Genomic DNA, 18,542 nt, shown 5'->3' with positions numbered 1-18,542 from the left:
TGCAGGGCACCGCTGGTGGCGCCAGGCAGCAGCGGATCCGCGGTTCCGAGATCAGCGTGCTCGGCCGCGTCGAGAAGGGCCCTGCGGAGCGGCGTCCACGCGCGGCGCCACGCCCGTCCCGGCCGGGCGTCACAGACCCGGTTCGAGTTTTCGTCCCCTGGCAAACGAACCCGGCTTCTCGCGCCGTACCCGGCTACCAGCCCCCTACACCGCCGACAGGCCCCAGCCAGGCAGGGCCACCTGCTCGAACACACCCCCGGGCCACGTCACCGCCCACCGAGTCGTCATCCCCACGCGGGTGCCCCACGACCGAGGTGCGTCCACCAGCACGAGGCATCACCTTCGGGCCGGGCGAGCGAGAATCGCCGCAGCTCACCAACGGACCCCCGCCCGCGCGGACCCTCGACAACTCGATCATCGACGGACGGGCTTCGGACCACCCCTGCTCGCGCGGGGAGCACGGCCTTCTGGTGGTACCCGTAATGCGCGACCGTCGGAGTCCCCCGCCCGCGCGGGGAGGAGGCCGAGGCGGGTCGACCGCCGATGCCCGGCACCGGAACCCGCCTCCTCGCGCGGTCCCGGCCACGGGCGGCTGGAGCGGTCCAAGGCCGGGGCCGAGGGTTCATCGGCTGCGAGCGACGGCGGCGATGGCCGGGAGCAGCAGCAGGGAGAGAACGCCGCCGGCCAACGCGAGGACTGTGTAGCCGGCGGCGGCCACCACGACGCCGGAGGCCAGGCCTCCGGTGGCTCCGGCGACGGCTATGGAGACATCCACCATCCCCTGGGTCTTCGCGCGGGTGGCCAGCGGCACCGCGTCGGTGATGATCGCGGTGCCGGAGACCAGGCCGAAGTTCCAGCCCAGGCCCAGCAGTGCCAGCGCCAGGGCCAGCAGGGCGACCGAGTCGCCGGGGGCGGCGGCGGCCAGGATTCCGGCGGCCAGCAGGGTCAGGCCGGAGGCGGCGACGACGGCGATGCGGCCGTACCGGTCCACCAGCCAGCCGGTGAGCGGCGAGGGCAGGTACATGGCGCCGACGTGGACGGCGATCACAAGGCCGGAGGCGGCGGTGCCGTGGCCGTGGTGGTCCATGTGCACCGGCGTCATGGTCATGATCGCGACCATGACGAACTGAGTGAGGATCATGGTCAGCGCGCCCAGCCTGAGTCCCGGAGTACCCCGGTGGCTTTCGGCCGCGTCGTCGGCGGTTCCGGGGACGTTCGCGGGGGCGGTCTGGAGGTCGAGGTCGCGGGCCAGCAGCAAAGGGTCGGGGCGCAGCCACACGGACAGGACCAAGGCGGCCAGCGCGTAGGCGGCCCCCGCGAGCAGGAACGGCCCGGCCAAAGGCGGGATGCCCAGGCGGTCGGCCAGGGAGCCGGTAGGAGCGGCCAGGTTGGGGCCGATGACACCCCCCAAGGTGGTCGCCACCAGCACGGTGGACACCGCGCGGGCGCGGTGGGCGGGGCCGGCCAGGTCGGCTCCCGCGTAGCGGGCCTGCAGGTTGGTGGCGGAGCCGGCGCCGTAGACGAACAGGGCGGCGAACAGCAGGACGGGGTTGTCGGCGACCGCGGCGGCGATGACTCCGGCGCTGCCCAGCGCTCCGGTGAGGTATCCGGCGGCCAGGCCGCGGCGGCGCCCACGGGCTTGGGAAATGCGTCCCACGGCGATGGCGGTCAGTGCCGATCCGGCGGTGAACAGAGCGCTGGGCAGGCCCGCCAGGTCCGTGGAGGCGAGCATGTCCTGGGCCAGCAGCGCCCCGACGGTGATCCCGGCCGCCAGGCCGGCACCGCTGAGGATCTGGGCGAAGACCAGGACGGTCAGGATGCGGCGCTGGGCCGTGGGTGGTGAAGGCGCGGCGGCCGCGGCCGGGCTGACGGGTGCAGGGTCGGTGCTTGGCACGGATGTTCTCCGGTGATGACATTCGAGGCGGCCGGAAACGGATTCATCCGGCGCCTGTGGCCGGAGTGATCATATGGGGGTACGGATGGTCGGAGGCCAGGCCCGCCCGACGGATCCGGTGCCCCCTCCTCGGCGCGCCGTACGGCGCCAAGGCCACGCGCCCGCTTCAGCAAGGCCGGCAGCCCGCCCGGGTGGCGGGAGAGATGTCGCCGCCCAGCAGCGCGCCCAGCACGGTGCTGACGGCGGCGACGCGGAAGTCCTTGTGCGTATCGACTCCCACGATCACCACTCGACGGCGGCGCGCAGGGGCGGAGGTGGGCGGGGTAGCGCCGGGCACGGTCACAGGGCTCCGCTCGGATCGGGGACGGGGCGGACGTGCACAAGGCGTATGGACCAGAACGGAGAGCGTGGACCAGAACGGAGAGCGCCGATCTGGCACAAGAGCAGCGAGCCAGGACCGGCACCCCGGTGCAGGCGGTGACGAGGCGCTGACCGGCGAAGCGTTCGACGCCGGAGGTGCCGGTCACGGCATCAGCGCCGACCGCGTCCTTGACGGCGGCCGGTCGGCGAGCCTCCACGGCGCCCCTTTTGGCGAGCGCTCAGATGAAGATCAGGCGGGACGAAAGGTCCAGGCCGTATCCCGCGGGCGATCGCCGGCCTGCGGCCGGGTGGGCTGCTCCAGTTCTCCATGCGAGGGCCCCGCACGCCCGGTCTTCGGCTGCCCGGAGGCGCGCGAGGCCGTGTGCCGCCTCCGCCCCGTTCCACCTACAGTGGTTCCGTGTCGTCGGGTAACCGCGTGGTCGCGCGCAACATGCGACTTCTGAGAGAGCAGCGGGGCATGTCGCTGGCCGAACTGGCCCGGCAGGCGGGGCTGGCCAAGCAGACCCTGTCCACGATCGAGCAGGGGTCGGGGAACCCCACCGTGGACACCCTGTTCTCGATCGCGAGCGCGCTCGGCGTGCCGGTGACGCGGCTGGTGGCCGAACGCGAGCAGGTGATGGTCGTGCAGCGCGGCGACGAGGTGGTGTGGCATGACCACGGCGGCTACGAGTCCCGCTCGCTCGACCACGTCTACGGCTCCGGCGTGATCGAGAACTATCTGCTGCGCATCGCGCCGGGCTCCAGCCAGACCTCGCTCCCCCACCCGGTCGGCACCTTGGAGCACCTGTACGTGATCAGCGGACGGGTGCGGGTCGGTCCGGTCGACCTCGCGACGGAGCTGTCCGCCGGCGACTTCGTGCGGTATCCGGGCGACCGGCCGCACGTGTACGAGTCTCTGGACGGAGAGTGCCTGGTCCACCTGGTGGTGAGCGTGCCGCGGGTGCAGCCGGGTACAGGGGCGACCGGGGTCGCCAGGACCCACGGCAACGGTGTGCGTTGACCGTTCCGGTGCGCCCGGTGGCGTTTCCGCCGCGCTGACACAGCCTCGGCTGCCGCCGCTCCCCCGTCGGCCTTCTCGAACCAGGCCGTGACCTGCATCGTCAATTAAAATGGACGCCCATACCAACTTGACAGACAGGGCCGCGACGGACGATTCTGTCCATTGAAGTAAGCGTCCCGTCACTTGAAAGTGACGCCACCCCTCCCGGAGACCGTCATGAGCACGCCCGCACCTCGTGATGACCGTGCGGCGGTCGAGAAGGCCGTCAGTCTGCTGGCCTCCTTCGGCGACCAGACGAACGCCGGGCTGGGCGTGAGCGAGCTGGCCAGGCGCGCCGGGCTGAGCAAGTCGACCGCGTTCCGGCTGCTGGGAATCCTGGAACGCAACGGTGTCGTGGAGAAGGTGGGACGCAAGTACCGCCTGGGCGAGCGGCTGTACGAGCTGGGCAGCAGGGTGTACGACCGCGACCACGACCGGATCCGCGACGTGCTCACGCCCTTTCTCGCGGACCTGTACGAGCTGACCCACGAGACCGTCCATCTGGCCGCCCTGCACGGAACCGACGTGGTCTATCTGGCGAAGCTCTACGGCCACCGGCAGGTGCGGTCCCCGTCGCGCATCGGCGGCCGGGTGCCCGCCTACTGCACGGCGGTGGGCAAGGTTCTGCTGGCCTACGACCATGAGGCCCTGGAGCAGGTGCTGCGGGCCGAGCTGCAGCCGCTGACACCGAACACCATCACCGATCCCGACCGGCTCGCCGCAGAGATCGCCAAGGTGCGCGCCGAGGGCGTGGCGTTCGACGACGAGGAGGCGACACCCGGTCTCAGCTGCATCGCCGTCCCCGTTCTCGGACACGGCGGCAGGGCCGTGGCCGCCATGTCCGTATCGACGGCCACCGGCCGCCTCGACACCAGGGCGCAGGCTCCCGCCCTGCGCCGGGTCAGCGCGGCCGCGGCCCGGCACCTCATGCTCGTCCGGCGGCGGCCCGCCCCTGTGCGCGCCATCGCCTGAACCATGCGCACCGGGTGCGCCCACAGGGGTGCTCGGCAGCCGGCGTCGCCGGAGCACCGAGCCGTCCCGGTCACCCGGTGCGCGATGAGCGGAACACGTCCCGAGAGCATGCGGGGCCGCCCGACGCGTCGGGCGGCCCCGCATGCTGAGAGTCAGAGGACCACGGGAAGCGGCGGGAGGAGTCGAACCCGGATACGGCGCCCCGCCCGGCCGCACGCGGTCAGGTCTCCGGAACGCGATCGAGGTCGATGTCGGTCCTGGTCACCCAGTCGGGCTCGACCACCAGAAGGCTCAACTGCCGGTCGGCCAGGTCGACGTCCACGACGCGGCGGAAGCCGGCGCACTCGGCGGCGGCCACCTGACCCGCATCGCCTTCCGGTGCGGCGTACACCACCCTCCGGCACTCGGGGTCGGCCCGCTGCACGGCCTCGGCCAGTTCCCGGAGCAGCGCGGTCAGCGCTTCGTCCGCCACGGCGTCGGTGACCCGCACCTCCACGTCCCGGGCGCCCACCGGGTAGGCGTCGCGGAGGCGCCCGGCGGCGCAGCGCTCCACGTGCACGCCGGCGTCGACACCGCCGCCCTTCAGGCGGAGCCGCCCGAAGCAGCGGTTCCAGTCCTCCACCGCGACCTGCCATCCACCCCCTCGATCGAGATCGAGGACGGGAATCGGCGGCACGTCGGTCATGTCAGCTCCCCTCGCCGACCAGCCGGCGGATGGCGACCTTGTCCAGCTTGCCGGACGCGTTCCTCGGCACGTCCTGCACGATCTCCAGCCTTCGGGGCAGCTTGTACCTGGCCAGATGGCGGGCGGCGTGCTCGCGCACGTCCTCCAGGGTGGGCGTCGCCCCCGCGGCCGGCTTGACCACCGCGACGACGGTCTCGCCCCACTGCTCGTCGGGCGCTCCGACGACGGCGACGTCGGCGACGCCCGGCATGGCGGCCAGCACCCGCTCGACCTCGGCCGGGTAGACGTTCTCCCCGCCGCTGATGATCATGTCTTTGAGCCGGTCGACGATGTAGAGGTAGCCGTCCTCGTCGAGGCGGCCGATGTCGCCGGAGTGGAACCAGCCCGCGTCGTCGAACGCGGCGGCGGTGGCCTCGGGGTTCTCCCAGTAGCCCGGGGTGACGTTCGGTCCGCGTACGACGATCTCCCCGGGCACGCCCGGTTCCACCGGCCGGTTGGTCGCCGGGTCGACGACCCGCACCTGCGTGTACGGCATCGGGATGCCGGCGGAGCCGAGTTTGGCGAGGGTGTGCTCGACCGGCAGATGGGTCGCGAACGGTGCGGTCTCGGTGAGCCCCCATGCCTGTTGCAGGCGGAGGCCGTGCTCGGCGTACAGCTCGATCAGCGACGGCGGCACCGGCGCACCGGCGACGACGATCGAGCGCAGGCTGCTGAGATCGGCGTCGAAGACCCCGGGCACGCGGGCGAGCGCGGCCAGCATGGCGGGGACCGCGAACATGGAGTTCACCCGGTGGGCCACCAGGTCGTCCAGGCATGTCTGCGGGTCGAAGGAACGCCGGACGACCACGGTGCCGCCGCGGACCAGCGTGCGCAGCGCGAAGCTGTTGAGCGCCCCGATGTGGAACAGCGGCGCCGCCGCGTACGTCACGTCGCCGCGGCGGGTGTCGAGCACGCTGTCCACGTTGACGGAGTTCCACCAGGCGTTGCCGTAGGTCAGGATGACCCCCTTGGGCAGGCCGGTGGTGCCGGAGGTGAACATCAGGATCGCCGGATCGTCGAAGCCCCTGGCCGCCGCCGGCGGGGCCGGCGGGGCCGCGGCGATGAGGCCGGACCAGGGCTCCCAACCGGCGGCGGCCTCGGCGGCGGGCACCTGCGGGTCGTCGTCCACCAGCAGGAACCGCCTGAGCGCGGTTTCGCCGCGGACCTTGTCGGCCCCGGCGCGGTGTCCCTCCTCGCACACGATCGTGCCGGCGCCGCTCTTGCGCAGGACCTGTGCCAGCTCCGGTTCGGCGAGGCGGAAGTTGACCGGCACGAAGATGGCGCCGAGCCGGAACGAGGCCAGCATCGCGACCACGAACGAGGCGCTGTTCAGCCCGAGGTAGGCGACCCGGTCGCCGGCCGCGACGCCGCCGCGCGACAGCACGGTCGCCAGCCGGGCCGCCTTGTCGTCGAGCTGGGCGTAGGTGAGGTCCCCGCCTTCGTAGCGGATGACGGTGGCGCCGCCGTGGTGGCGGGCGTTGCGCGCGACCGCGGAAGCGGGGTTGACGTCGACGTTGACACCGGAGTTGGTCGGGTGGGGGTGGGGCACGGTCGGCTCCTCAGAGGTGGTCGCCGCCGGCGGCGCGGGCGAACCCCCGAACGCCGATGCCGCCGTCGGCCTGGATCGCGTGTCCGGTGATGGGCCCGCTCTGCTCGCGGGCGGCCAGCAGCACGTAGGGTGCGGTGAAGTCGCGCGGGTCGGTGCTGGAGTCGTGCAGCGGAATGGGCGGCGGCGGGGCGTCGGGCCGCTTCTTGGCGAAGGACGCTCCGATCGAGCGGTCCCGCATGCCCAGCGCCTCGGGGCCGCGCAGGTCGGTGTTCATTCCTCCGCAGGCGACGCCGTTCACCCGCACCTTGGGGGCGAGTTCGTAGGCGAGCTCGCGCATGAGGCCGAGGCAGGCGTGCTTGCTGGCGGTGTAGAGCGGACCGCCGCCGTTGGTGTAGAAGGACGCGTTGGACAACGTCATCACGATGCTGCCGCGCGTCTTCACCAGCTCGGGCCAGGCGGCCTCGGCCGCGAGCAGATAGCCCTTGACGTTGATGGAGAACACCTCGTCGAAGGCGGTGTCCAGCTCCTCGGCGGACAGGCGGGTGAGCTGACGGTGGTAGTCCCACACTCCGGCGTTGGCCACCAGGGTGTCCAGCTTGCCGAAGCGCTCCACGGTCTCGGCCACGGCGGTGTGCAGCCGGTGGCAGTCGCGGACGTCGCCGGTGACCGCGTGCACCCTGGACGGGTCGGCCGCGGACCGCACGACGTCCGCGAGCCGGTCGCCGTCCCGGCCGAAGACGGTGACCGCGGCGCCCTCGGCCAGGAAGCGTTCGGCGACGGCGCGGCCGATGCCCGAGCCGCCCCCGGTGACGAGGGCGGCATACCCCTCCAGCCAACCGCTCATGACCGCTCCGCCAGGAAGCCGGTGACCAGTTCCTCGAACTCGCGCTGCCGCTCGAGCTGGACCCAGTGGCCGCAGCGGCCGAAGACGTGCAGTCGCACGTCGCGGATCTGCTTGAGCATGAGCTGGGCGCCGTCGAGGGTGATCGTGCGGTCGTCGCGCCCCCACAGCAGCAGCGTCGGCGCCTTGATCTTGTGCAGGTCCCGCCAGAGCGGGTCCATGCCGCCGCGCTCGGCGAACGCGGCGTTGTAGCGGTGGTAGAAGGCGATGTGGCTGTCGTCGAGCGACGCCTCGTAGCGCGCGCGGACGACGTCGGCGCCGAACTTCTTGTGGTCGAAGACCATGGTGCGGATGAAGGCGGCCATCTTCTTCTCGCTCGGCCCGTCGCCGTTGAAATAGCGGTACATCGCCTTCTGCCCCTCGGTCGGGGTGGGCCCGAACGGGAGCCAGCCGCCGCCGGGGGCCATCAGCACCAGCCGGTCGACCCGGTCCGGGCGCTGCTGGGCCATGGCGATCGCGGCGGCGCCGCCCAGGCTGTTGCCCAGCAGGTGGAAGGTGCCGATGCCGAGCGCGTCGAGCGCCTGGAAGAGGGCGTCCACCGTGATCTCGGTGATCGACCGTTCGTTCAGGTCCTGCTCGGTGGGCCGGTAGCTGCCCCCGAATCCGGGCTGGTCGGGCAGCACGACGCGGAAGCGGCGGGACAGGGCCGGCAGGTTCTGGTGGTAGTTGCCGACGCCGGAGGCGCCCGGGCCGCCGCCGTGCAGCATCACCAGCACCGGCCCCTCGCCCGCCTCGGCCACGGCGATCTCGCCGAGGGACGTGGACACCTGGTGCTGCTTGAGGTCGAGGTCGGTCACGGGGGCTCCCCTCAGAAGAAGGTCGAGATGTTCTTGGCCAGCAGGATGTTCTGGTCGAGCAGGATGGTCCGGCGGGCGATCCGGAAGCTCTCGCCGGCGCGGCGCAGGATGTCGGTGCGGGTGCCGGCGAACACGTTCTCCTCCCGCTCCAGGCGGTTGCGGTAGACCAGGAACGCCGACGTGGCGAGCAGGTCGTCCTCGGTGAATCCGGGGTGCTCGGCGGGGTCCGCGTGCCGGACCCGCACGTTCGTCACCAGGTGGCGGGTCCGCGAGGGCGGGTCCTCCGACCATGCCATGCCCGAGTCGAACCTGCGGATGCGCCAGGCGAGGCTCTCCTTGCTCTCGTCGAAGAAGGCGGCCTCGCCCCGCGCGGCCACGGACTGCGCCTGCTGGCGCCGCAGCCGGTTGGTGCGGGTGGGCATCCAGTAGTCGAGGTCGTCGGCGAGCAGGTCGAGCCAGTCGGCGTAGCGTCCGGCGTCGAGGAGGTCGGCCTCCTCGTAGTAGAACTGCTCGACCGCGAAGTGGGTGTCGCGGTCGGCGCGCATCCCCGCACGCGGCCGGGTGCCCGCGGCCGGGCTCTGCTCAGTGGCGGTGCTCACGGTGTCATTCGATCCCTTCACCAGGGCGGGGCGGTACGGGCTGTGCCGTAGAGCGGCACATGATCAGCGCAGCAGTGCGCGCAGGTTCACGGACGGGTCCGACAGCCGCGCCGGGTCGATCCGGACGCGGCGGTCGATCATCCTGCGGGCGGCCCGGACGGCGGTCGGGTCGTCGACCGCGGCGGCGGCCACGACCAGCCCGGCGCGCAGGCCGAACACCGAGAACGCGGGGTCGTCGAACGAGCCGCGGACCACGACCCGCTCGGCCTCCGCCATCCGACCGACGGCCTCCACATGGCGTCCGTGCCGGTCCGTCCAGAACCACGGGGCGGTGGCCGGCGGCGCGGGCCTGCCGAGCAGGGCCGCCGCCGCTCGTGCGGCGTCCTGCCGGGCGGCCTCCCAGTGTTCGGTGCGCGGCAGCAGGAGGCCGTCCCGCCGGGTCCGCGCGGAGTCTCCCACGGCCAGCACGGCCGGATTGGAGGTCACCTGGCCGGTGTCCACGACGATGCCGCGGTCGGTCTCCAGTCCCGCCGCGGCGGCGAGCGCGGTCTGCGGCACCATGCCGACGCCGAGGACGGCGGCGTCGAACACGCGCGGCCCGTGTCCGCCGGAGAAGCGGGCCGCGATGCCGGCGGCGGTCGGCTCGAACGACTCCACTCCGGCCGGCACGACCGCGATGCCCCGGGCGGCGTGCTGGTCGTGCAGCCATGCGGCCAGGTCGGTGCCGACCGCGGCGGCCAGCGGAGGATGCGCCGGGTCGGCCAGGACGACCTGGCAGCCGAGGTCGACGGCGGTCGAGGCGACCTCGGCGCCGATCAGGCCGGCGCCGACGACCAGGATGCGGGCTCCGGGCGTCAGGGCCGTGCGGAGCCGGTCGGCGTCCTCGGCCGTGCGGAGCACGTGCACCCGTTCGCCGTCGCTTCCCGGGATGGGCGGGCGGGCCGCACCGCCGCCGGTGGCCAGCACCACCCGGTCGGCGGGCAGCAGCGTGCCGTCTGCGAGTTCGACCGCGCGTTGCGCCGGGCGAAGGGCGGTGGCGGCGGTCAGGTTGACCAGCCGTACGTCCTGCTGGTCGTACCACTGCGGGGGCCGCAGGGCGATCTGCTTGAGGTCCCTGCTCCCGGCCAGGTAGTCCTTCGACAGGGGCGGGCGGTCGTAGGGGAACTCGCCGGCGTCGACCAGCGTGAGATCGCCGTCGAAACCGCCCGCTCGCAGGGCCGCGACCGTGCTGACACCGGCGATGCCGCCGCCGACGACCACCACGCGGGAGATGTCCGCGGCCATGGTCACGGCGTCTCGTTCGGGAAGAGGTAGACCTCGCCGTCGCGGACCTCGACCCGGTGCGGGCAGGCGCTCTTGGTCGCGGGCAGGTTCTGGACCTCGCCGCTCTTCAGGCAGAACCTGCTGGCGTGCAGCGGGCATTCGACGTACCCGTTCTCGACCCAGCCCTCGGCGAGGGAGGCGTCCTCGTGGGTGCAGGTGTCGTCGAGCGCCCAGACGCTGCCGTCGGTGTCGCGCAGCAGGGCGATGTCGTCCGCGGTGCCGGTGACCGACTTGTCGATGGTGATGCCCTCCCCCTCGGGGATGTCCTCCAGCGCCGCGACGCGGATGCCGTTGCTCACTGGTCCTCCTCATGCCAGGCCGGGGTGTTCATCAGTTCGCGCCAGCGCGCGTAGAAGGACCGGCCGGCGGCGTCGCTGTACAGTTCGCTGGTCCGCCCCGGATAGCGGCCGTCCTCGCGTTCGGTGCCGAGCCCCATCTGGTAGTTGAGCGCCACTCCGTTGGTGATGAAGCCGTGCGAGATGGCCTGCACCTCGCTCCAGTTCTCGCCGTCGTCCTGCTCGAAGATGCCGCTGGGGCCGAACGTCCGCAGGTTGTAGAGCCGCTGCGCCTCGCGGACCTCGGGCGGCATGGACTTGTCCACGATCGTCCAGGCCCACACCTCCATCCGGTCGGGGCCCTTGGGGTGCCAGACGCGGATCGAGCCGTTGACGGGCAGGTAGGAGAAGTTGGGGAAGACGGTGGCGTGCCCGTTGGTCAGGGGCCCCTCCACGCGGGCGCCGCCGAGCCGTTCGCGCAGGGCGTCGTAGTCCATCCACTCGTGGACGGTCCTGGCGTCGAAGCGGTTCTTGGGGTGGACCGGGAAGCCCGCGCCGTGGCCCCCGGGGTCGACGTACTGGCGTCCGGTGCGGTGGACGATCTCGTCCTTGGGCGGTTTGCCGGACAGGGTCATGAGCGCGGACGCGTGGCTCATGTTGACGTGGTACCAGTCGGTCGCGAACTGCTCGGCGGCCAGCTTCCAGTTGCCTTCGAGCACCCACTTGTGGACGCCGCCCACCACGACGGTGCCCTCCTCGTCGTGGTCGAGCATCGCGTCCATGTACCAGGCCATGCCCCCCAGCGCCTCGCGCAGCGGCACGGGGTCGGGGTTCCAGGTGCCGAAGATCAGGCCGCGGTACTCGTCGACGTGGGGCACCTCGACCAGGCCCCACTCCCGCGTGTCGAAGGAGTCGGGGTAGGAGTCCCTGTTGGGGACGCCGACCAGCTTGCCCTCCAGGTCGAAGGCCCAGCCGTGGTAGGTGCAGGTGAAGCTGCGCGTCGTGCCGTGGTCGGCGCGGCAGACGCGGGCGCCCCGGTGCCGGCAGGAGTTCAGGAACGCGCGGATCCGCCGGTTCCGGTCCAGGGTGACGATGACCGGGTCCTCCCCCATGTAGGTGGTGAAGAAGTCGCCCGGCTTGTGGAACTGGTCGGCGTGGGCGAGGAACAGCCAGCTCGGCGCGAAGACCCGGCGCAGTTCCTGCTGGTAGATCTGCCGGTCGGTGAAGATCACACGGTCCAGCAGTCCGCCCTCGGCATCGACGAGCCCGGACACGTCGATGTTGCGCGTCAGCTCGGCCGGGCGCCGCAACGCCCCGCGCGGCGCCCTCACGGCCGCGTTCTGGGGTTCGGTCGTCGAGGTCATGCCCCCCAGGCAACAGCAGCGGCAACGCCGGGTACCAACGCTTGTGCCGCACAGCGGCACATCCACTGTCAGAACACGGTGATCATTGGCGAACGTAGCGGCATGCAAGCCGCCATCGCCGTCTCCCAGAGCGCGACCGCCCCGCTCAGCGGACTCGTTCTGGACGAGGCGCCCAAGCCCGAAGCCGAGCCCGGCTGGTCGGTCGTCCGGGTCGTCTCCTCCTCGCTCAACATGCACGACCTGTGGACCCTGCGCGGCGTCGGCCATCCGCCCGAACGGCTGCCGATCATCCTCGGCTGCGACGCCGCCGGATACGACGAGGCCGGCAACGAGGTCATCGTGCACCCCGTCATCGCCGACCCGGACGCCGGCCGGGGAGACGAGACGCTCGATCCCGACCGGGCCCTGCTGTCCGAACGCCACAACGGCGCGTTCGCCGAGTACCTGACCGTCCCGACCCGCAACCTGATCCCCAAGCCGTCGTGGCTGTCCTTCGACGAGGCGGCCTGCCTGCCGGTCGCCTGGACGACCGCGTACCGGATGCTGTTCACCCAGGCGAGGATCACCCCCGGTGACCGGGTGCTCGTGCAGGGCGCGGGCGGCGGCGTCGCCTCGGCCGCGATCAAACTGGCCGTCGCCGCGGGCGCCATCGTCTACGCCACCAGCCGCAGCGCGGACAAGCGCGCCCAAGCCGTCGCCTGGGGAGCCCGCGCCGCCCTGCCGACCGGTGAGCGACTGCCCGAACGCGTCGACGTCGTGATCGAGACGGTCGGCGCGGCCACCTGGTCGCACTCGCTCAGATCACTGCGCCCCGGCGGCACCGTCGTGGTCGCCGGCGCGACCAGCGGCATGAACCCGCCCGCCGACCTCGGCCGCGTCTTCTACCTGCAGCAGCGCATCATCGGCTCCACCGGATGCACCCGCGGCGAACTGATCGCGCTGCTCGACATGATGGACGCCACCGGCCTGCGCCCGGTGATCGACCGCACGCTGCCGCTCAGCGACATCCACAAGGGCTTCCAGCTCATGCTCGACGGGCAGCTCACCGGCAAGCTCGTCATCCACCCGTCCACCCCGGCAGGAGCATCGTCATGACCGCCGCCGTCGGCCTGTCCCACTCCCCTCTCATCGGCAAGAACGACCCCGCACCCGACGTCATCGCGGCCGTCGACGCCGCCGTCGGCGAGGCGCGCGCCTTCGTCCGCGCCGTCGACCCCGAACTGGTCGTGCTGTACGCCCCCGATCACTACAACGGCTTCTTCTACAGGGAGATGCCGCCGTTCTGCCTGGCCACCGAGGCCGCCGCCGTCGGCGACTTCGGCTCGGCCGCCGGGCCGCTGTCGGTCGACGCCGAGGCCGCCCGCGCGATCGCCCGCGGTGTGCTGGACCGCGGCGTCGATCTGACGGTCTCGGCGCGCATGACCGTCGACCACGGGTTCGCGCAGCCGCTGGAGGTGCTGTTCGGCGGGATCGACAAGATTCCCGTGGTGCCCGTCTTCGTCAACGGGGTCGCCACCCCCCTGGGGCCGGTCAGCCGCATCCGGGCCCTCGGCACCGCGGTCGGCGAGGCCGCCGCCGAACTGGACCGGCGGGTGCTGTTCATCGGCTCCGGCGGGCTCTCCCACGACCCGCCCGTCCCGGTGCTCGACGGCGCCCCTCCCCGCGTCGCCGACGCGCTCATCGAGGGGCACCCGCCCACCCCCGAGCAGCGGGCCCGGGGCGAACAGCGGGTGATCCAGGCCGGCCGGGACTACGCGGCCGGCGCCACCACGATGATCCCCATCAACCCCTCCTGGGACAACCTGGTCCTGGACACGCTGGAAAGCGGCCGGCTGGCGGACGTGGACGGCTGGACCGTGGAGTGGATGGGCGCCGAGGGCGGCGGCTCGGCGCACGAGGTGCGCACCTGGATCGCCGCGTTCGCCTCCCTCGCCGCGACCGGCGAATACCGGATGACCTCCCGCTTCTACCGGGCGATCCCCGAGTGGATCGCGGGCTTCGCCGTGGCCACCGCCGAGGCGGTGCGCGCGGGAGGCCGGTGATGGCCGGCGCCCGCGAACGCCTCGTCGCCGAGGCCGCGGAACGGCTCCGGACCGCGGCCCTGACACGGCGGCCCTGCGCACCGGTGCGCGACCTGCTGGGCGAGACCGACATCGGGCTGGCCTACGCGGTGCAGCGGCGCCTCGCCGAGGACCGGCTGTCGGCCGGGGCCGCCGCGGTGGGCCGGAAGATCGGGCTGACCTCGCCCGCCGTCCAGCGGCAGCTCGGGGTCGGCCAGCCCGACTTCGGCGTGCTGTTCGACGACATGGACGTCTCCGCGCTGCCCGAAGTGCCCGCCGACCGGCTGCTGCAGCCCAAGGCCGAGGCCGAGATCGCCTTCGTGCTGCGGGACGACCTGGACACCGGCGCCCTGACCCCGGCGGCCGTCCGCGCCGCGGTCGACTACGCGGCGCCCGCGTTGGAGATCGTGGACAGCCGGATCGCCGGATGGGACATCGCCATCACCGACACGGTGGCCGACAACGCCTCCAGCGGCCTGTTCGTCCTGGGCGAGAACCGAGTGCCGCTCAGCGATTTCGAGCCGGCCGAGGTGGCCATGCGGATGTACACCGACGGCGAGCCGGTCTCCGCCGGGGACGGGGCCGCCTGCCTGGGGGATCCGCTCAACGCCCTGCTGTGGCTGGCGCGCACCGCCCGCGACTTCGGCCGGCCGCTGCGCGCCGGGCAGGTCGTCCTGTCCGGCGCGCTCGGCCCCATGGTCACCGTCGCTCCCGGCACCGCCGTACACGCCGAGTTCTCCGTGCTCGGCTCAGTGAGCACCGCCTTCGCCTCAGACAAGGACGAGTGATGGACAAGACCAAAGCGGCCGTGATCGGTTCCGGCAACATCGGCACCGACCTCATGATCAAAATTCTCCGGTTGTCGGACACCCTGGAGATGGCGGCCATGGCCGGCATCGACCCCGACTCCGACGGTCTGGCCCGGGCCCGGCGGTTCAAGGTGCCCACCACCCATGAGGGCGTGGACGGGCTGATCGGCATGGACGGCTTCGCGGACATCGGCATCGTCTTCGACGCCACCTCCGCCAAGGCGCACCTGGTCAACGCCGCCAGGCTCGCCCCCCACGGCAAGACGCTCATCGACCTCACCCCCGCGGCGATCGGGCCGTTCGTGGTGCCCCCGGTGAACCTCGGTCGGCACCTCGACGCCGGCGACGTCAACATGGTCACCTGCGGCGGGCAGGCCACCATCCCCGTCGTCCACGCCGTCTCCCGGATCACGCCGGTCGCCTACGCCGAGGTGGTCGCGTCGCTCTCCTCCCGTTCGGCCGGACCCGGCACGCGCGCCAGCATCGACGAGTTCACCGAGACCACCGCGCGGGCGATCGAGCAGGTCGGCGGCGCGGGACGCGGCAAGGCGATCATCATCCTCAACCCCGCCGAGCCGCCGCTCATCATGCGCGACACCGTCCTGTGCCTGATCGGCGACGCCGATCACGACGCCGTCCGCGCCTCCGTCACCGAGATGGTCGCCGAGTACGTCCCCGGCTACCGGCTCAAGCAGGAGGTCCAGTTCACCCCCATCGCCCCGGACGAGCCGGTCCGCACCCTGCTGCCCGCCGACGCCGCCCCGGTGACCACCAAGGTCTCGGTGTTCCTGGAGGTGGAGGGCGCGGCCCACTACCTGCCCGCCTACGCGGGCAACCTCGACATCATGACCTCGGCCGCGCTGCGCGTCGCCGAGCGCATCGCCCACCACGAACGAGAGAAGGCGACCCCGTGACCGCGAACCTGTACATCCAGGACGTCACGCTCCGCGACGGAATGCACGCCGTCCGCCATCGCATCACCCCCGCCGACGTCGCCCGCATCGTGGCCGCCCTGGACGCCGCCGGTGTGGACGCCATCGAGGTCGCCCACGGCGACGGCCTGGCGGGCGGCTCCCTCACCTACGGGCCGGGCAGCAACACCGACTGGGAGTGGATCGAGGCCGCCGCCGCCAACATCGAGCACGCCACCCTCACCACGCTCCTGCTGCCGGGCATCGGCACCATCGCCGAACTGGAGCACGCCTACTCCCTCGGGGTGCGTTCGATCCGGATCGCCACGCACTGCACCGAGGCCGACATCGCCGCCCAGCACATCGCCAAGGCCCGCGAGCTGGGCATGGACGTGTCCGGCTTCCTGATGATGAGCCATATGGCCCCCGCCAAGGAACTGGCCGGACAGGCCAAGCTGATGGAGTCCTACGGCGCCCACTGCGTCTACGTCACCGACTCCGGCGGCCGCCTCACCATGGACGGCGTCCGCGAACGCATCCGCGCCTACCGCGACGTCCTGCGGCCGGAAACCCAGATCGGCATCCACGCCCACCAGAACCTCTCGCTGGCCGTCGCCAACTCCGTCGTCGCCGTCGAAGAAGGCGTCACCCGGGTGGACGCGTCCCTGGCCGGGCACGGCGCGGGCGCCGGCAACTGCCCGATCGAACCGTTCATCGCCGTCGCCGACCTCAACGGGTGGCGGCACGGCTGCGACCTGTTCGCCCTCCAGGACGCCGCCGACGACCTCGTCCGCCCCTTGCAGGACCGCCCCGTCCAGGTGGACCGCGCAACCCTCACCCTCGGTTACGCCGGCGTCTACTCCAGCTTCCTCCGCCACGCCGAGGCCGCCGCGGCCCGGTACGGCATCGACGTGCGGACCATCCTCCTGGAAGTCGGCCGCCGCGGCCTGGTCGGAGGCCAGGAAGACATGATCGCCGACATCGCACTCGACCTGCTCGAAGCACAAGCCGCGCGGTCGAAATCCGCATGAACGCACGACCGCCGGTGACACCTCTCATGCTTCGCCAAGCCCGTTGATCAGCCGACCACGCCCCTCCAAATGCGGACCTTGACAATGTAAGGTTCTGCTTGGCGGACGAGACCGATCCCGGGCTCCACTCCGCGCCCTGCAACCAGGACACCATTCCTGCCGATGACGTCACGGGTGAGGCAAACCCGTGAAGCGCTCCCGATGCCGATGGCGGCCGCTCAGGTCCGCGTGCCGCCCTTGTGATGAGGGCGGTTCGTCGCCCCATGCAGCGCGCAGAGTTCCAAACAAGCCGCCACAGTCACCGGGCAGCGGTCGGCGACGGCCAGCTTCCGGCTGATATCAGCCTCACCGACAACCGCGCACCTGGCCGGATGCGTCATGGTGCACACACCAGCCCCAGCGATCGGAGACCCGGTCACGGCTCTGCGAGCCGTGACCGGGTCTCCGCCAAGACCGACCGCAGACAGCAGTTCATCGCGACCCTCCTGCAGGCAGTCGGGCCCCTGCCGGTCGAACACCACAACGGCTTCGTGCTCGGAGGCGACTACAACGTCATCGGCCGCGACCACCGGCCCGCGCACACCGGCTTCCTGCCGTTCGAGTACGGCATGCCCGACTCGCTCCGCGCATCCGGCCTGGTCGACGCCCACGGACACTGCCACCCCGCCGACCAGCCGCACAACTGAATCGGCAGAACCGGCGACGGCTACCGCTACGACTACTTCCACCAGGCCCAAGCGCCGGCCGACCTGCTCACCTCCAGCACCTACCTGCACGAAACCGGCGACACACACGGGCCCCGCCTCACCGACCACGCCACGGCGAGCATCTCACCACGCGCTGCCGCGACGCCCCGGCCGGAGACCAGCAACCCGACCACCGACGAGGCCATCCCTCCCGAGGAGAACGCGGCGCTCACGCGGTCGCCGGCGTCTGGTGCACCAGCGAGTCATAGGTATCCGACACACGCTCCAGCCCGACGCCCAGCGACCGCGCCACACGGTCAAGAACCCGCTGCGCCCTCTCCGCCGAGTCGCCCCGGACAACAGCCTCAAGCTCCAGAAACAGCCCGAGCCCCTCGACCTCGTCGACGCACACGGCCACCTCGCCCAACTCCCGGGTGTCCATGCGCGCCGTCCGGCGGGTCTTCACAATCCTCACCGTCGGCCGAAAGCCCATCGTCACCAGCGCTTGGTGCATCTGCGCCCGGTCCTGGACCATCGTCTCGTGCTCGATGCACGCCTGCTCATCGGCCACCGGCCTCTTCACCGTGAACAGGTGCCCGCACCTCCCCTTTTGGGTGCGCAGCCGGGCGAAGGGAACACCGATCTTGCTGTCCCCATAGCTCCAACTCCGAGGGGCGTACGCCTGATCGTCCTGCCGCACCGGAGCAGAAAGCACCACACCCCGGCCGGCCAGGGCCGCCTCGAGCGCCGTCCCGTTGACCGCCCGGTACTTGACCTCGATCTCTTGAATCCGCTCCGATGACACTCGGCCCTCCACTCCCAAGGCAACCGGGCGCCCGAGCAGCCTAGCCAACCCCGTCCAACCACCACAGCCAGAACCACCGCCCACATGGCAACGGCGCCACCGCATCACCGCAGCTCACCGACGAAGCACCCACTTACGCGGGCAGGACGTCACCGCTCAAGCGAAGCCCTCAACTCGGCTGTTGTGATCACGAGTGACAAAACGCGTCTTCTACCGCATACCGCAGTTCGCTCTAAGTAGTCAGATGAATGCGTATAGTGTCACCCGCATGCCAAGCCAGGTACATGACATCCCGGCCGAGCTGTTCCGATGGTCCCCCAAGATCGCCGGACACCTCCTGGCCGAGATGGGCATCAAAATCCCCGACATCCACGACGCCACGGAGGTCTCCGAATCCTGCACCGACCACAAGACCAGCGAAT

18 protein-coding genes are annotated in these 18,542 nt (G+C 71.8%); 8 read left to right on the top strand and 10 right to left on the bottom strand.

What is annotated here, in order from left to right; translation table 11 throughout:
- Positions 1-622 precede the first annotated feature (622 nt).
- Entirely contained in the window at positions 623-1,894 is a 1,272-nt protein-coding gene (locus ABD879_RS22750) for an MFS transporter (protein ID WP_345023584.1), read from the bottom strand.
- A gap of 778 nt (positions 1,895-2,672) precedes the next feature.
- On the opposite strand from ABD879_RS22750, the gene ABD879_RS22745 reads away from it, so the two are divergent.
- Together ABD879_RS22745 and ABD879_RS22740 are read left to right on the top strand one after the other, a co-directional pair.
- Positions 2,673-3,275, top strand: a complete 603-nt coding sequence (locus ABD879_RS22745) for a helix-turn-helix domain-containing protein (protein WP_345023583.1) — start codon at positions 2,673-2,675, stop codon at positions 3,273-3,275.
- Between the two features lie 216 nt (positions 3,276-3,491).
- Positions 3,492-4,286 carry an IclR family transcriptional regulator gene (locus ABD879_RS22740; protein WP_345023582.1) on the top strand — a complete coding sequence of 265 codons (795 nt, stop codon included), beginning with the start codon at positions 3,492-3,494 and terminating at the stop codon, positions 4,284-4,286.
- A 220-nt stretch (positions 4,287-4,506) separates the two neighbouring features.
- Here ABD879_RS22740 and ABD879_RS22735 read toward each other — a convergent pair whose 3' ends face one another.
- From ABD879_RS22735 to ABD879_RS22700, 8 genes are all read right to left on the bottom strand, one after another.
- Entirely contained in the window at positions 4,507-4,971 is a 465-nt protein-coding gene (locus ABD879_RS22735) for a hypothetical protein (RefSeq protein ID WP_345023581.1), read from the bottom strand.
- Between the two features lies 1 nt (position 4,972).
- Positions 4,973-6,559 (bottom strand): acyl-CoA synthetase, encoded by a 1,587-nt coding sequence (locus tag ABD879_RS22730; protein ID WP_345023580.1) that lies wholly within the window; start codon positions 6,557-6,559, stop codon positions 4,973-4,975.
- A 10-nt stretch (positions 6,560-6,569) separates the two neighbouring features.
- Positions 6,570-7,403, bottom strand: coding sequence for a 3-(cis-5,6-dihydroxycyclohexa-1,3-dien-1-yl)propanoate dehydrogenase (gene hcaB, locus ABD879_RS22725; protein ID WP_345023579.1), 834 nt, complete (start codon positions 7,401-7,403; stop codon positions 6,570-6,572).
- Positions 7,400-8,257, bottom strand: coding sequence for an alpha/beta fold hydrolase (locus tag ABD879_RS22720; RefSeq protein ID WP_345023578.1), 858 nt, complete (start codon positions 8,255-8,257; stop codon positions 7,400-7,402). The genes hcaB and ABD879_RS22720 overlap by 4 nt, the downstream gene beginning before the upstream one ends.
- A gap of 11 nt (positions 8,258-8,268) precedes the next feature.
- Positions 8,269-8,856 carry a 3-phenylpropionate/cinnamic acid dioxygenase subunit beta gene (locus ABD879_RS22715; RefSeq protein ID WP_345023577.1) on the bottom strand — a complete coding sequence of 196 codons (588 nt, stop codon included), beginning with the start codon at positions 8,854-8,856 and terminating at the stop codon, positions 8,269-8,271.
- A 63-nt stretch (positions 8,857-8,919) separates the two neighbouring features.
- Entirely contained in the window at positions 8,920-10,140 is a 1,221-nt protein-coding gene (locus ABD879_RS22710; protein ID WP_345023599.1) for an NAD(P)/FAD-dependent oxidoreductase, read from the bottom strand.
- A 2-nt stretch (positions 10,141-10,142) separates the two neighbouring features.
- Entirely contained in the window at positions 10,143-10,478 is a 336-nt protein-coding gene (locus tag ABD879_RS22705) for a Rieske (2Fe-2S) protein (protein WP_345023576.1), read from the bottom strand.
- Entirely contained in the window at positions 10,475-11,818 is a 1,344-nt protein-coding gene (locus ABD879_RS22700) for an aromatic ring-hydroxylating dioxygenase subunit alpha (RefSeq protein WP_345023575.1), read from the bottom strand. The genes ABD879_RS22705 and ABD879_RS22700 overlap by 4 nt, the downstream gene beginning before the upstream one ends.
- A gap of 102 nt (positions 11,819-11,920) precedes the next feature.
- Here ABD879_RS22700 and ABD879_RS22695 point away from each other — a divergent pair, with 102 nt between their 5' ends.
- From ABD879_RS22695 to ABD879_RS22670, 6 genes are all read left to right on the top strand, one after another.
- Entirely contained in the window at positions 11,921-12,913 is a 993-nt protein-coding gene (locus ABD879_RS22695; protein WP_345023574.1) for a zinc-binding dehydrogenase, read from the top strand.
- The gene (locus tag ABD879_RS22690; RefSeq protein ID WP_345023573.1) at positions 12,910-13,860 is read left to right on the top strand and encodes a 3-carboxyethylcatechol 2,3-dioxygenase; all 951 of its coding nucleotides are present in this window, start codon (positions 12,910-12,912) and stop codon (positions 13,858-13,860) included. Before ABD879_RS22695 ends, ABD879_RS22690 begins: the two co-directional genes overlap by 4 nt.
- The gene (locus ABD879_RS22685; RefSeq protein ID WP_345023572.1) at positions 13,860-14,666 is read left to right on the top strand and encodes a 2-keto-4-pentenoate hydratase; all 807 of its coding nucleotides are present in this window, start codon (positions 13,860-13,862) and stop codon (positions 14,664-14,666) included. Before ABD879_RS22690 ends, ABD879_RS22685 begins: the two co-directional genes overlap by 1 nt.
- The gene (locus tag ABD879_RS22680; protein ID WP_425549651.1) at positions 14,666-15,601 is read left to right on the top strand and encodes an acetaldehyde dehydrogenase (acetylating); all 936 of its coding nucleotides are present in this window, start codon (positions 14,666-14,668) and stop codon (positions 15,599-15,601) included. The genes ABD879_RS22685 and ABD879_RS22680 overlap by 1 nt, the downstream gene beginning before the upstream one ends.
- Positions 15,598-16,629 (top strand): 4-hydroxy-2-oxovalerate aldolase, encoded by a 1,032-nt coding sequence (gene dmpG / locus ABD879_RS22675; protein ID WP_345023570.1) that lies wholly within the window; start codon positions 15,598-15,600, stop codon positions 16,627-16,629. The genes ABD879_RS22680 and dmpG overlap by 4 nt, the downstream gene beginning before the upstream one ends.
- Before the next feature lie 530 nt (positions 16,630-17,159).
- Positions 17,160-17,315: a hypothetical protein gene (locus ABD879_RS22670; RefSeq protein WP_345023568.1), complete on the top strand. Its 156-nt coding sequence runs from the start codon at positions 17,160-17,162 to the stop codon at positions 17,313-17,315.
- A 229-nt stretch (positions 17,316-17,544) separates the two neighbouring features.
- Here the strand turns inward: ABD879_RS22670 and ABD879_RS22665 are convergent, their stop codons facing one another.
- Complete coding sequence (locus ABD879_RS22665) at positions 17,545-18,120, bottom strand: class IV adenylate cyclase (RefSeq protein ID WP_345023567.1); 576 nt, start codon at positions 18,118-18,120, stop codon at positions 17,545-17,547.
- Between the last annotated feature and the right edge of the window lie 422 nt (positions 18,121-18,542).

The sequence above is a fragment of the Actinomadura keratinilytica genome, assembly GCF_039539665.1.
GTDB lineage: Bacteria > Actinomycetota > Actinomycetes > Streptosporangiales > Streptosporangiaceae > Spirillospora > Spirillospora keratinilytica.
This window is presented reverse-complemented; position numbering and strand designations above follow the sequence as displayed.

Excerpts from the sequence above, each read along its gene's own strand:
- ABD879_RS22740 (WP_345023582.1), top strand. The coding sequence starts at position 3,492 with ATGAGCACGCCCGCACCTCGTGATGACCGTGCGGCGGTCGAGAAGGCC.
- ABD879_RS22735 (WP_345023581.1), bottom strand. The coding sequence starts at position 4,971 with ATGACCGACGTGCCGCCGATTCCCGTCCTCGATCTCGATCGAGGGGGT.
- hcaB (WP_345023579.1), bottom strand. The coding sequence starts at position 7,403 with ATGAGCGGTTGGCTGGAGGGGTATGCCGCCCTCGTCACCGGGGGCGGC.
- ABD879_RS22710 (WP_345023599.1), bottom strand. The coding sequence starts at position 10,140 with ATGGCCGCGGACATCTCCCGCGTGGTGGTCGTCGGCGGCGGCATCGCC.
- ABD879_RS22700 (WP_345023575.1), bottom strand. The coding sequence starts at position 11,818 with ATGACCTCGACGACCGAACCCCAGAACGCGGCCGTGAGGGCGCCGCGC.
- ABD879_RS22695 (WP_345023574.1), top strand. The coding sequence starts at position 11,921 with ATGCAAGCCGCCATCGCCGTCTCCCAGAGCGCGACCGCCCCGCTCAGC.
- ABD879_RS22690 (WP_345023573.1), top strand. The coding sequence starts at position 12,910 with ATGACCGCCGCCGTCGGCCTGTCCCACTCCCCTCTCATCGGCAAGAAC.
- ABD879_RS22685 (WP_345023572.1), top strand. The coding sequence starts at position 13,860 with ATGGCCGGCGCCCGCGAACGCCTCGTCGCCGAGGCCGCGGAACGGCTC.
- ABD879_RS22680 (WP_425549651.1), top strand. The coding sequence starts at position 14,666 with ATGGACAAGACCAAAGCGGCCGTGATCGGTTCCGGCAACATCGGCACC.